This is a genomic window from Klebsiella sp. I138 (genome assembly GCF_051131765.1).
Lineage (GTDB): Bacteria > Pseudomonadota > Gammaproteobacteria > Enterobacterales > Enterobacteriaceae > Klebsiella.
The window spans coordinates 2,906,577-2,920,013 of the sequence record NZ_CP180447.1 but is presented as its reverse complement, the minus strand read 5'-3'; the positions used below and the strand labels follow the sequence as shown (position 1 = coordinate 2,920,013).

Sequence of the window (13,437 nt, the reverse complement as noted above, 5' to 3'; positions counted from 1 at the left end):
GTTGAGTTATGTCGCGTTGCGGGTATTATGCAACGCAAAAGAAACAGAAGGAGAGGAAAAGATGCCATCTTTCGATATTGTCTCTGAAGTCGATCTTCAGGAAGTTCGAAACGCCGTAGAGAATGCGACCCGTGAAGTGGAGTCGCGTTTTGATTTTCGTAACGTTGAAGCGAGCTTTGAGCTGAACGAAAAAAACGAGACCATCAAGGTCCTCAGCGAATCTGATTTCCAGATTAACCAGCTGCTGGATATTCTGCGGGCGAAGCTGTTAAAACGCGGCATTGAAGGCAGTTCTATCGAAGTGCCGGAAGAGTTCGTGCACAGCGGTAAAACCTGGTTTGTCGATGCGAAGCTGAAGCAGGGGATTGAGAGTGCGATGCAGAAAAAAATCGTCAAGCTCATCAAAGACAGCAAGCTGAAGGTGCAGGCGCAAATCCAGGGTGAAGAAATTCGCGTTACGGGTAAGGCGCGTGACGATCTGCAGGCGGTTATGGCACTGGTGCGCGGCGGCGACCTGGGTCAGCCGTTCCAGTTCAAAAACTTCCGCGACTAAGCCGAAGAGTCAGCGCTGGCGTATCATCTGTAAACGTCAGCCAATAAAAAAGCGGGGATTTCCCCGCTTTTTTTATACCCCTTTGATGGCCTGCTCAATTTCGAAGCGGTTGGTCACCTTGCTGTCGATTTTGATATACACCGAACGCTCGTCGGCCACCACCAGTACCTGTTTTACCCCATCCTTCGCCTGCAATCGCTCTTGCAGCGCGCTATCGGCAACCACATCATCAGGAATTTCGACCCGCAGGCTGCTGACGTACGGTGGTTCGCTCATCGTCCCGGCGACCAGCAGCCACAGCATCGCCAGCAGTGCACCGAGCAGGAACACGGTCTGTGAATCAAAGAAACCATCCACCCAGCCGCCGAGCGCGCCGCCAATCGCCACGCCAAGGAACTGGCTGGTCGAATAGATGCCCATGGCGGTACCTTTATAGCCCGCCGGCGACTCTTTACTGATTAAAGAGGGAAGCAGAGCTTCCAGCAGGTTAAAGGCAAGGAAGAACAGCTGAACGCCCGCGACCAGCTCCCAGAAATAACCGCCCGCGCCCCACAGCACGATTTCGGCAACCAGCAGGAGGGCGACGCAGAACAAAAAGACATGTTTCATCTTACGCTTTACTTCAGCGTAGATGATAAAAGGTACCACCGAGACAAACGAAATCAGCATGGTGACCAGGTAAATTTTCCAGTGTTCGGCGGCGGGGAAACCGGCGGCCTCCAGCTGGCCCGGCAGGGCAACAAAGGTGGACATCAGCATGATATGCAGGCACATAATGCCGAAGTTGAGCTTAAGAAGCTTTGGCTCGGCCAGCACTTTGCTGAAACAGCCTTTCACCATGCCGGACTCACGGTTCAGCACGTGATTGTGGCTATTTGGTACCACCCACAGCGTCAGCAGGATGCCGATTGTTGCCAGGATGGATATCATCCAGAACAGCGCATGCAGGCCCAACTGGTGGGTGATAATCGGCCCCAGCACCATGGCGATCGCGAAGGTGACGCCGAAGCTGACGCCGATAAAGGCCATCGCTTTGGTGCGGTTCTGTTCACGAGTTAAATCAGAGAGTAGTGCCATAACCGCTGCGGCAATGGCGCCGGAACCCTGCAGGGCGCGGCCGAGAATAATACCCCAGATGGAATCGCTCAAGGCGGCGATGACGCTGCCGATAACGAAGATTAACAGACCACCGACAATCAGAGGTTTACGGCCAATACGGTCGGAAAGCAGGCCAAACGGGATTTGAAATACGGCCTGAGCAAGGCCATAGATACCAATGGCCAGGCCAATGAGCGCCTCGCTGGCGCCCTGTAACGCCATACCATAGGTGGTCAGAACCGGCAGAACCATAAACATGCCGAGCATACGCAGCGAGAATACGGTCCCCAGACCCCAGGTTGCGCGCAGTTCACCTGGCGTCATTTTATTATCGTTCATTACCACCTCAATCTAAAAACTGCGACTAGTGTAGTGGTGGCAGCGAGAAGCGTAAATAAATGTTTGTTTAACAGATATTACGACTCTGTTGCATGATGAGGTCGGCGCGGGGAAAATAAAGAAACCAGTGGAGAAGGCTCCACTGGCCTGTCGCATTTATTGTAAATTAAAGTCGACCCATTGGCTGCCAGAGTCGGCGGATTTCACGCACTGTTCTACCCAGTACACTCCGTGCAGCCCCGCCTCAACGTCCGGATACCAGAAGTTATCCAGAAACGCGCGATCGTCTCTGTCCATTGCGTCGATGGCAATGGCATAGCGGCGGTACAGGTTCGCCCATGCCTCAAACAGCCCCTCCGGGTGTCCGCCTCCGATACGATCGTCGGCCAGGGCTGCGGCGCTGAGATACGGCATGCCGCGCTCAAGCACCCGCGCCGGCTCACCTTGTATCTCGTAGCTGAGCTGGTTTGGACGCTCGTCCCACCACTCGATACTGGCTTTCTCTCCGACAACCCGCACCTTCTGGGAGTGCATTGCGCCACTGTTTACCGCGCTGGTCCACATCGAGCCGACGGCGCCGTTGTCGTATTCCATCAGTACAAAGGCGTTATCTTCCAGCGGGGCGCGTGATTGAACAAAACTCTGTCGGGAGCACATCAGGCGGCGAATGTTGAGGTGGGGCACCATCGTTTCAGCGACAAAGAGCGGATGCGTAGCCAGATCGCCCAGCACATAGCTTGGCCCGGCATACTTCGGCGTGACGCGCCAGCGGGTCGACTCAGCTTGCAGTTCGACGGCTTCATTATGAAAACCGTGAGCAAACTGCATATTGATAATGCGAATCTGCCCGAGCAGCCCGTCAGCAATCATCTGCCGTGCCTGCTGAATCATCTGATACCCGGCATAGCCGTAGGTGACGCCGACAATTTTGTTCTGCTTTCTGCTCAGCTCCAGCAGCTCCTGAGCCTCGGCGGCGGTAAAACAGAGCGGTTTTTCACAGATGACGTGTAATCCGGCTTCCAGCGCTGCTTTGGTAATGGCGAAGTGGGTATTATTCGGCGTGGTGACCGAGACAACTTCAATACCATCGGGACGCTGCGCCTCTTCGCGAAACAGCGTTTGATAATCGGCATAGCAGCGCTCCGGGGCAATCCCGAGCTGCTCACCAAACTGGCGTCCGCGTTCGGCATCAATATCAAAAGCGCCTGCCAGCAAGCTAAAGACATTGTCGCGCAGCGCGGCAGAGCGGTGGCTGTAGCCGATCTGGCTGGTTGCTCCGCCACCGACCATTCCCCAGCGCAGGGAGCGGGACAGGGGTTTCATGCCGTTTAACATGGTGTTCTCCTTGATAGAAACTACGGATGTCTGATGGGATACGCTGCCTGCGTCAGGAAGCGAACCTGGACTATGGCGTCAGTCCTGCCGACAAAATGGCTGCCTGAAGCGTGGTTAAGCATGTTTAAAAGTTTTATTTCATTTTGTTCATTATATGAAATTAAATTTTTATTTATGCGAGAAAGATCGAAAAATCATCAAGATTTTCCTTATCGGGCAATATTTGCCTGATGAACGATGATTTGCCTAAAAGCGTATTAAATTAGATGATTAACCGTATTCTTATGAGTGATTCAGGCCTGGGGAAAGCGAGGACTCGAAGTGGAGAGGTAAAGTTATTGGATTATATATTTCATTTTAGTTTAAATGAAATTTGTTTTCTTTTTTATCGATAAAGTAAAACACCCGAGCCGGCGCAACGCGGTGTTGCGCCGGGGCGTATTTATGCCGCGCGGCCAGCCTCTCGCTGAATGGCTGCGATGATCTCCAGCGAGCGCAGCGCATCGGCGGCATCGATCAGCGGTTGTACCTCGCCTGCGATAACCTGTAAGAAGTGGTCAAGCTGCAGGGTGAACGGATCGACGGCCTCGACGCTAAGCCTGTCGCTCAGCAGGGGATGAAGCCAGCCGCGCGCCTCGCCATAGCGCCACCATTGCATTTGCGGGATCGCCAGCGCGCCGCGGGTGCCAGAGATTAAATAACAGTTTTCCGGCGTGTGGGCATAGAGCGCATTTTCCCCTGAGTTCATCTCCCAGCTCCAGGGGCCAACGCCGCAGTCGGTCAGCACGGCGCTGCCTAACGCGCCGCTGGTAAAGCGAAGATTAACCACCGCGCTGTCTTCATTGCTGAACCGGCGTACGGCATGAGCAGTCAAGGCCTGCACCTGTTCAATTTCGCCAAACAGATAGCGCATCAGGTCTATGTCATGGACCAGGTTGACCAGCAGCGGCCCGGCGCCGGGCTCGCGTCGCCAGGCGATATCAAAATAATCATCCGGCTTTTGCAGTATCCAGTGCGCGGAGACGGTGACGATTTGACCGAGCTCGCCACTGTCGATCAGCGCCTTCGCTGCGGCGATCAGCGCGTTATGCCGTCGGTGGTGGCCCACCAGCACCGGAACCCGATGGCGGGCCGCGGCATCGACCAGCTCCCGGGCGCGCTCCGGTGAGTCGGCTACGGGTTTCTCGACCAGCACCGGGATCCCTCGTTCAATGCAGGCCAGAGCACAGGGCACGTGCAGAATATTAGGCGTGGCGTTAATCACGCCCTGTGGCCGTTCCGTATCGAGCAGGGATTCAACGCTGCCATACCAGGCGGCACCCAGCGATTGCGCGAGCGACTGCGCCTGCGGTGAAGGATCGGCCAGGGCCACCAGCTCCGCCTGGGGGTTCGCACGAATGACCGCAATATGTTTGCGCCCGATGGCGCCGGCGCCAATGACGGCAAGACGAATTTTACTCACGACAGGCTCCTCAGTGAGGGGGAGGGGGATACGGCTTCGGCATCGGCAGCAAACAGCCCTTTTACCATTAGTCCTACTACGGTCAACGCCGCCGGGATCCCGAGGATTAAAAAGACGCTTTCGAAGCTGAGATTCAGCGCCATCATTTCCGCCCCGGCAAAGGCGCTGAGGATGGCGCCCATCCTGCCCACGCCGTGCATCCAACTGGAGCCAGTGGCGCGCGCCTGGGTCGGATAATAGCGGGCAGAGAGCGCGTTCATGCCGGTATTCGCGCCGTTCAGGCAGGCGCCGCTGACGAAGGCCAGCAGGCACAGCAGGGCAAAACTGGCGGCGGCATAGCCCATGGCCATGGTAAACAGTCCGCCGATGGCATAAATCAGCCCCAGCGCCCGGTGGGGATTAATGCGGTCCATTAGCCAGCCGGCAAACAGCGAGCCCACGGTGCCGCCGGCCTGATAAATTGCCGTCATCACCGCCGCCTGGCTGACGGTCAGCCCGACCTCTTTCACCAGCGTCGGGAGCCAGCTGCCGAGGATGTATACCAGAAACAGCCCCATAAAATAGACCAGCCATAACATCAGTGAACCGAGACGGTACTGGCGGGAGAGTACAAGACGCATGGCGTTGGTGCTGATGGGCTGCGCCGGAAGCGTGAATTCGGCATTATCAGCAATTTGCCCCGGGTAGAGCCGTTGCAGGATCGCCCTGATTCGTGCCGCCGGTGCGCGTTTGACCACTAAAAAGCGTACCGATTCCGGCAGCAGCCAGATCAGCAGCGGAGCGAAGAGCAGCGGAAGAATACCGCCAAGCGCCATCAGCGAATGCCAGCCAAATTGCGGGATTAGCCACGAGGCGGAAAATCCCCCGGCCGCCGCACCAAAGGTAAATCCGCAAAAAATCACCGTAATCAGAAATGAGCGCTGACGCTCGGGGGCATATTCCGATACCAGCGTGCCGATATTGGGCATCGCCGCGCCGAGCCCTAGTCCGGTCATAAAACGGAAGAAAATCATCTGTTCGATGTTCTGCGAAAAGGCGGTGACGATAGTCCAGAAACCAAAGAAAAAGACGCTGTTCACGATGATTTTTTTTCGTCCCAGCCAGTCGGCGAGCGGGCCGGAGAGCATGGCTCCCAGCGCCAGGCCAATCAGCGCGGCACTAATGACGAAGCCGAGTTCATAGTTGGTTACGCCCCATTCGTGTTTCAACGTCGGCGCGATAAACCCCATAATTGCAATATCAAAACCATCGAGCGCAATCACGCAAAAGCCTAAGAAAACCACCATTTTCTGAAAACGGCTGAGCGGATTGCCGTTGATTAACTCTCTGACATCCAGGCGTTGAGTCTGAGCCATCGGGTTTTCCTTATGCGCAAGCGCGCAGATAAGACTGCGCGGCGTTAAACAGTAACCGTGCGCGGTTGAGCGCTGGCAAAGCGCCCTGGGCGCCGCTTAACGGGACTTCCAGCGATACCGGCAGCGTAGCCGGCAGCGCGGACATCAAACCGTGTAGATCCAGGCCACCTTCACCCGGAACCTTCCGTGCGGCGCGGGCCTGACGAATAAGCTCCTGGTCGTTATCGGGAGTTTGCGCCGGAGCGTCGCACAGTTGCATATAGTTGAGGCACTCCGCGGGCAGCTCGGCAAGGCTCGCCAGCGATTCCCCCGCGCGCCAGAAGTGGATAGCGTCAATCAGAATCCCGATGTCTGAGCGTCCGCTGGCGGAAATCAGCGTCCTGGCGTCGGCGATAGTACGCATCTGGGTCCAGGGCATCGGCTCCAGATTCATGGTTAACCCGTACGCCTGGCCGGCTTCGGCAAGCGCAGCCAGATTTGCCGCACAGCGGGTCGGCTGGTCATCGTTCCCGGCCACCAGTACCTGCCGGGCTCCCAGGCGCGCGGCGGTTTCAAGAAAACAATACAGGCGTGCATTGAGCGAAAAGTCGCTCGTCAAACGGATGATTTCGACATCGGATACGCCAATGCCGGTCTCCTTCAGCGCCGCGAGAGTTTCGCGAACGGCGGCGGTATCACCGAGCATATCGTAGTCAGGATCGGTCGGTGTGGCAGGAAGCAGGCGCAGGCCGACGTGGGTAAAGCCGGTTTGTGCCGCAATCCGCACCTGTTCCGGTGGGGGAACGTCGAGCACGGTGAGCGCGGCGAGTGACAGGGTTCGCATGTTCATAAAAGACTCCGGTACAGTTGCAGGTGATTGTTGTTATGTGTACTGCCGTCCCTGGGAAGATGTCGGTTACGATGTTGCTTTTGTTATCCTGGCGGCCAGCGTTTTCCCCACCAGATAGCCGAAGGTCATGGCCGGACCGAGCGTAATACCGCCGCTGGGGTAGTACCCCTGCATCACGCTCGACATATCATTGCCAATGGCGTAGAGGCCAGCGATTGGCCGCTGGTGTGCATCCAGCACGCGTGCCTGTTCATCCGTTTTCAGTCCGCCAAATGAGCCCAGCGACCCCGGTAAAATACGCACGGCATAAAAGGGCGCATGGCGCAGCGGGCCCAGCGTCGGATGATGCGGATGGCTTGCATCTCCCTGCGCCCGGTTGTAGGCCGAGGCGCCGCGCTGAAACTCCGGGTCTTCTCCTTGCGCGGCGCAGTGATTAAAGTGCGCCACCGTCTCTGCTAACTGTTCGGGATCGATGGCGCATTTTTCCGCCAGCTCCGCCAGCGTAGGCGCGGAGTGGAGATAGCCCGTGCGCCGCCACGCCTCGGGTGAAAACGGAAACGGTCGCGCGTGGCCCAGGCCATAGCGGCGCAGCGTTTGGCTGTCGGCCAGCAGCCATGCTCGCGGCGACTCTCCCGGCGGCGTTGCGGCCAGCAGCGCGGCAACAAAGTCGTGATAAGAGTCGGCCTCGTTGGTAAAACGCTTTCCGTTAGGCAGCACGGCAATAAACCCCGGCTTCGCGCGTTCCACCAGATGCGGAAAAACCAGTTGCAGGCCGCTGGCGAGGGTAACGCGGGAGACCGGCGCCCAGGCCATTGCATGCTTGAGCGAGGCATCAAACTGACCGCCGACCGATTCCCCGAGCCGAATACCTTCTCCCTGATTGCCCGGCGGCGCGGCAGAGAAATGGCCGTAACCGCCTGCGGCATGCGGAACCTGCTGTGCCAGACGCTGGCGATCGTGCGGGAAGCCGCCGCAGGCAAGGATCACGGCGTCGGCGTGAACCTCAATATCGCCTTCATCGCTGCGCAGTATTGCGCCGCGAACACCATCAGGTGACGTCAGCAGACGGTCGACAGGGGCATTCAGCTGAATATTAACCCCGGCGTCGAGCGCCGAACGCAGCAGGCGCCCCATCAGCGCGTTACCGTTGACCAGATGCTGGCCGCGGCCGGCGCGCATTCGTTGCCAGCCGTGACGCAGAAGGCGCCGGACGGCGTACAGCGCCGATCCTGGGGAGCGGGTGGCGTTAAAAAAGTGTGCCATATCGCTACCGCCGGCGATGCCCATGCCGGCAAGGCTGATGGTTTCCAGGGGGGGGCGCAAGCGGTGCAGCCAGTCGCCGAGCAAGCGCCCGTCAAACGGCTGCGCCGTCACTGAACGCCCACCCTGGGTGTATCCCGGCGACATGTGAAAATCAGGCATCTTACTGCCGGAGAGAAACTGCACCGCCGTATGACGACGGAAGAAGTCGATCATCTCCGGACCCTGCTGCAAGAACGTGAGCAGACGGGCATCAGCCGGCTGACCACCCATTTCGTGCCGCAGATAGGTTAGCGGTGCTTCCGCCTCCTCCAGAATGCCCTCTTCGCGGGCCAGTGGGTTGTGCGGTATCCACAGCCAGCCGCCCGACCAGGCGCTGGTGCCGCCGATCACCGACTCTTTTTCGGCCAACAGGACGCTGGCTCCGTTGAGGGCGGCGGTCACCGCGGCAGAAAGCCCCGCCGCGCCGGAACCGACGACCAGCACATCCACCTTTTTATGCCCGCTCATCGTCGGTCCCCTATTGCAGTGGTGAAAAATCAACAGGACGCAGCAGGACCGACTCCAGCCGTTCAACGGCCGCCAGTTCGCGGTTTTTACGCGAGAAGGTCAGCCAGCGTTCGTCCTGCGCCATGCGTGCCCGACGAACCAGGCGATCGTCGAGACTTTCATAAGCCCAGATATGTACAACCTGATTAACCACGCCGATTTCGGTGAAGAAAAAACCGATCAGCTTACCGAGATGTTCGGTCTGGACGGCGTAAGCATCGCTTTTGTACAGCGCCAGCCAGTCGGCCATTTTCAGCGGGTTGATGGTGTAGGTGCGTTTTTCATAGATCATGGTGTTCTCCTGTTGAGGGGGGAGGTTGTTGTGCCATATGGCTGGCAGAGAGATAGCCGAAGGTCAGCGCCGGTCCGAGCGTAATACCGGGACCGGGATAGGTGCCCGCCATTATCGAGTCCATATCGTTACCCACGGCATAAAGGCCTTTAATCGGCTGATGTTGCTGGTTGATGACCTGGGCATATTCGGTGGTGACCAGTCCGCGCGATGTGCCTAAATCACCGGTGTACAGGGTGATGGCATAAAATGGAGCGTTCAGCAGCGGGGCATTGCAGGCGTTCGGCTGATGGCCCGGATCGCCCATCGCGCGGTTGTAGCTGTTGCCGCCTTTGGCGAACTCAGGATCTTCTCCCTGCGCGGCGCCGCGGTTGTAGCGGTCAACCGTTCCGGCGAGCGCTTGCGGGTCAAGTCCCAGTTGCTGAGCCAGCTGGGCAAGGGAGTCCGCCTGATGCAGGTAGCCGGCTTTTATCAACGTATCGTTGTTGACCGGAGCGGGGCGCGCAAGACCCAGGCCGTAGCGTTTCATCGCCAGGGCATCGCAAATCAGGAAGCAAGGGGCGTTTTCACGCCGGTTTTGCATGGCGCTGGCGAAATGGTGATACGAGTTAGATTCATTGACGAAACGTACCGCCTGTTGGTTGACGGCGATGACGCCCGGCTTGGCCCGGTCGGTGACCAGGTGCGGGAAACGCTCTTCGCGCCCGTCGGCGTGGTGCAGCACCGAGACCGGCGCCCAGAAAAAGTTGGACGGCAGGTCGGCTCCTTCACAGGCGCCGAGCGCGCCGGTGAGGCGGAATGCAGCCCCATCGTTGGCGGCGGGCGACATGGAGTAGTGCTCGCGGGTATGCGGGCGGTATTGCGCTGCCAGTTGCCCGGCGGCAAACCCACCGGCGGCCAGCACGACGCCACGACGAGCCAGTAGCGTCTCCTGCTGCCCGTTATGCTCAATGGTGACGCCGGTGACGGTACCGTCTTGCTCCACCAGGGACAGAACGTTGACGTTCAGCCGCAGCGTCATACCTTTGCGCAGCGCGACGGTGGCCATGCGGGCTATCAGGGCGTTCCCCATCGCCAGCCGGGTGCCGCGGGAGTGTCTGATGCGGTCGCGGCCGTAACGCAGCAGCAGCTTCGCGCAGTGTGATAACGATCGCAGCGAACGACGCATATCCAAAAAATGCTGGATGTCGACGCGGTTGACCATCATGCCGCCAAATAACAACATGCCCGGCGGGGGAGCGCGCAGATCGCGAAAGCGGTCGCCGAGCTGGCGCCCGTCATACTCCACGACCTCCAGCGCGCGTCCGCTGTCAACGGCGCCGGGCTCATCAGGATAGTAGTCCGGTGAGAGCGGGCGCAGACTGTACTTTACCGCCCCCTCTTTTTCGAGAAACGCCAGCGCCTCGCGCCCGGAGGTGACAAATGCATCGACGATATCCGGACGATAGTTCTGTTCACCGATAATGGTTTTCAGATAGGTTTTGATCTGCGCCTGATCGCCGCTTTTTCCCTGCGCCCGGGCCTGGTCGGTATCGTTGATCCATACCGCTCCGCCGGAAATAGCCGAGGTACCGCCAAACTGCGGTGCCTTTTCCAGCATCAGCACCGACAGTCCTTTGCAGCAGGCCGTGACGGCGGCGGCAAACCCGCCGGCGCCGCTGCCGATGACTATCACATCCCAGCTTTTCATGCCGCAGCCCCTTGTTCCTGCGGGATAGCCCCGATGAACTGCCCCATGAGTTTCATCTGCGCCAGCGCCATTTCCGGGCCGGTTTGTACCACGCAGCCGCGCGTCTGCGCGAAAGCCAGCAGCGGCGTGATTGCCGGAGCCGTTACAACGTCTGCGACGTGAGTAGCCGGGTCGAGTGTTTCCAGTAAAGCCTGCGGCAGCGGCAGCGGATCGAAGTTCGCCATCCCGGCCGGGGAGCCGTTTACCAGTAAATCAAGGCCGTTCAGGGTGTCGGGCAGGGGAGTGAGATGGACCTGGGGAAAATGGGTTGAGAGGCGGTTATGCAGCAGCTGTAACGTTGTCGGATTCTGGTCATGCAACGCCAGCTGACGGATACCGGCTTCGCACAGCCCCCACGCGATGGCGCTGCCGACGCCGCCGCAGCCGGAGAGCAGCGCCGTTTTCCCTTGCGCCTGAAAACCGTGGACCGCGGCGGCGAGTGAGAATCCAACACCGTCCAGCATATCGCCCTGCAGGCGGCCATCTGCCAGCTTGCGAACGACATTCACCGCGTTGAGATGGCGGGCGCGCGGCGTTAACTCATCAACCAGCGCAGCGGCGCGCTGTTTGTGTGGCACGGTGACCAGTACGCCGCTCATGTTCTGCCACCCACGTAACGCTTGCAAATAATCAGCAACGGCCTCCGGGGCGATATCGACCGGGATCATCACGCTGTCCATTTGCTGGTCGGCGAAGTAGCGGTTGAAGTTCTCCGGTGATTTAACCTGGGTAATCGGATGGCCGATAACGGCAACGACCTGTGTGAATCCACTGACCATTTCAAACCTCATTTGTTAAATGAATGTTGTGAAAGTATTTCAGTGGAAGCTGAGAGCGACAACGCAGAATTCGGACATATTGGTTGTTAATCGCACCACCACTGCGATAATCGCAGTAAACCGAGGGCAATGTTGCAGAAATGTGAGCTAATATGCAAAACACCATTCATCCGCGCGATTTGATTGTCGGTCTGCAAAAAGGGCTGGCGCTGATCCAGCTTTTTTCCAAAGATTTCCCCCGGCTCTCCGTGCCCCAGGCGGCGAAAATGAGCGGTCTGACGCAGAGCGCCGCCAGGCGTTTTCTTCTGACGCTACTGCACGAGCGCTATGTGCAGACCGACGGTCGTTATTACTGGCTGACGCCAAAAGCGCTGCGTCTTGGGCAGGCATATGTCGATTCGGCGCAGTTTCCGCGTATGGTCAGGCCCATCGTTGAGTACATTGCCAGCCGGACGGAAGAGCATGCTTCGGTGGGAGTGATTGATGAAGATGAGCTGGTGTATATCGCGCGCAGTAAACATACCCCGTTTAACTCAACCTCGGTGAGGCTAGGGGAGCGAGTGCCGATTTTCTGTACCGCTGGCGGGCGGCTCTGGCTGGCCTCGCTGCCGGAGGCCGAGTGCGAAGCGATTCTGCGGCGCATCAAGCGTGAACAGCGTACGCCCTATACGGTGACGGATGTGGCCATGCTGATGGAGAGAATTGCACTGGTTCGACGCCAGGGGTTTGCCACTATCGAGCAGGAGTTTGAAATTGGAATGCTGGTTCTGGCGGTTCCCTTGTCCGACAGGGAAGGGATGTACTGGGGGGCGCTGAGCCTGACCTCGCACCAGTCACGGACCTCGCTTGATGCGCTGTGTCGCGATCATCTGGACCTGCTCTACAGTGCGCAGGCGATGCTGGTGGGGTGAATCCAGGCAATAAAAAACCCCGCCGGAGCGGGGTTTGTCAGAGCAACAATCTTATCCGACGTAGGCCAGCAGATTGTGCGAGTTTGGCACCATGAAGTCGACGGACATCATTACCGACAGCGCGGTAATCGCGACGATAGAAAAGACGAACAGCTTACGCGCCCAGACTTTATCATCCGCCACTTTGTAACCGCGCAGCGCCATCCCCAACCACCAGACGCTCACCGCGGCTGCAACGACCAGGTATTTATACCCGGCGTAGCCGCCCAGCGAGAGCATCAGTGTGGCGACAGCAAAGGCCACGATGTACAGCGTAATGTGGTTTTTCGCCACGGAAATGCCTTTCACTACCGGCAGAACCGGAATATTCGCCGTCTGATAATCCTTGAAGCGGAAAATCGCGATGGCGTAAGAGTGGGGCATTTGCCACAGGCTGAAAATAGCCAGCAGAATCGCTGCACCGCTATCAAAATTACCGGTCACCGCGCAGTAGCCAATCACCGGCGGCGCAGCGCCAGAGAGAGAACCAATCAGTGTGCCGTAGACGGAGTGGCGCTTCATGTACAGGCTGTAGACGCCGACATAAACCACGAACCCCATCACCCCCAGCCAGCAGGCCAGAGGGTTAGCGCCAAACCACAGAAGCATGAAGCCAGCAATACCCAGCAAGGTGGCGTATACCAGCGAAACTTGTGGCGAGATCAGCCCTTTGACCAGCACCCGGTTTTTCGTCCGTTCCATCTTACGATCGATGTCACGGTCGATGTAGTTGTTGAATACACAACCCGAGGCGACCACCAGGGACACCCCAAGGAGCGTCCATGCAAACAGCGGATAGTCGATGTGGCCCTTGGAGGCCAACAGGAAACCGCCGATCACGGAGATCAGGTTGCCAAAAATGATGCCAGGTTTCGTTACTTGCAGGTATTGCTTAAACATACTTGCC

Annotated in this window: 12 protein-coding genes; 2 read left to right on the top strand and 10 right to left on the bottom strand. The window is 58.2% G+C overall.

The annotated features are described in order from the left end of the window. Positions 1 to 61 precede the first annotated feature (61 nt). The gene (locus ACMYSK_RS13615; protein ID WP_434636039.1) at positions 62 to 553 is read left to right on the top strand and encodes a YajQ family cyclic di-GMP-binding protein; all 492 of its coding nucleotides are present in this window, start codon (positions 62 to 64) and stop codon (positions 551 to 553) included. 72 nt (positions 554 to 625) lie between these two features. On the opposite strand, the gene ACMYSK_RS13610 is transcribed toward ACMYSK_RS13615, so the two are convergent. From ACMYSK_RS13610 to ACMYSK_RS13570, 9 genes are all read right to left on the bottom strand, one after another. Further along, on the bottom strand, positions 626 to 1,990 hold the full coding sequence (locus ACMYSK_RS13610; RefSeq protein ID WP_434636038.1) for an MFS transporter: 1,365 nt from the start codon (positions 1,988 to 1,990) through the stop codon (positions 626 to 628). Between the two features lie 156 nt (positions 1,991 to 2,146). Beyond that, a complete protein-coding gene (locus tag ACMYSK_RS13605) occupies positions 2,147 to 3,325 on the bottom strand; it encodes a Gfo/Idh/MocA family protein (RefSeq protein ID WP_434636037.1) in 1,179 nt (392 codons plus the stop codon). Positions 3,326 to 3,767: 442 nt separating this feature from the next. Next, positions 3,768 to 4,787 carry a Gfo/Idh/MocA family protein gene (locus tag ACMYSK_RS13600; protein ID WP_434636036.1) on the bottom strand — a complete coding sequence of 340 codons (1,020 nt, stop codon included), beginning with the start codon at positions 4,785 to 4,787 and terminating at the stop codon, positions 3,768 to 3,770. Next, complete coding sequence (locus ACMYSK_RS13595) at positions 4,784 to 6,142, bottom strand: MFS transporter (RefSeq protein ID WP_434636035.1); 1,359 nt, start codon at positions 6,140 to 6,142, stop codon at positions 4,784 to 4,786. Before ACMYSK_RS13595 ends, ACMYSK_RS13600 begins: the two co-directional genes overlap by 4 nt. Before the next feature lie 10 nt (positions 6,143 to 6,152). After that, positions 6,153 to 6,971, bottom strand: a complete 819-nt coding sequence (locus ACMYSK_RS13590) for a sugar phosphate isomerase/epimerase family protein (protein ID WP_434636034.1) — start codon at positions 6,969 to 6,971, stop codon at positions 6,153 to 6,155. 66 nt (positions 6,972 to 7,037) lie between these two features. Then, positions 7,038 to 8,741, bottom strand: a complete 1,704-nt coding sequence (locus ACMYSK_RS13585; RefSeq protein ID WP_434636033.1) for an FAD-dependent oxidoreductase — start codon at positions 8,739 to 8,741, stop codon at positions 7,038 to 7,040. A gap of 10 nt (positions 8,742 to 8,751) precedes the next feature. Next, positions 8,752 to 9,072, bottom strand: coding sequence for an NIPSNAP family protein (locus ACMYSK_RS13580; protein WP_434636032.1), 321 nt, complete (start codon positions 9,070 to 9,072; stop codon positions 8,752 to 8,754). Continuing rightward, positions 9,062 to 10,762 (bottom strand): FAD-dependent oxidoreductase, encoded by a 1,701-nt coding sequence (locus ACMYSK_RS13575; protein ID WP_434636031.1) that lies wholly within the window; start codon positions 10,760 to 10,762, stop codon positions 9,062 to 9,064. Before ACMYSK_RS13575 ends, ACMYSK_RS13580 begins: the two co-directional genes overlap by 11 nt. After that, complete coding sequence (locus tag ACMYSK_RS13570; RefSeq protein ID WP_434636030.1) at positions 10,759 to 11,580, bottom strand: shikimate dehydrogenase family protein; 822 nt, start codon at positions 11,578 to 11,580, stop codon at positions 10,759 to 10,761. The genes ACMYSK_RS13575 and ACMYSK_RS13570 overlap by 4 nt, the downstream gene beginning before the upstream one ends. Before the next feature lie 152 nt (positions 11,581 to 11,732). On the opposite strand from ACMYSK_RS13570, the gene ACMYSK_RS13565 reads away from it, so the two are divergent. Further along, positions 11,733 to 12,491: an IclR family transcriptional regulator domain-containing protein gene (locus ACMYSK_RS13565; protein ID WP_434636029.1), complete on the top strand. Its 759-nt coding sequence runs from the start codon at positions 11,733 to 11,735 to the stop codon at positions 12,489 to 12,491. Between the two features lie 51 nt (positions 12,492 to 12,542). Here ACMYSK_RS13565 and cyoE read toward each other — a convergent pair whose 3' ends face one another. After that, positions 12,543 to 13,430 (bottom strand): heme o synthase, encoded by an 888-nt coding sequence (gene cyoE / locus ACMYSK_RS13560; RefSeq protein ID WP_434636028.1) that lies wholly within the window; start codon positions 13,428 to 13,430, stop codon positions 12,543 to 12,545. Positions 13,431 to 13,437 lie beyond the last annotated feature (7 nt).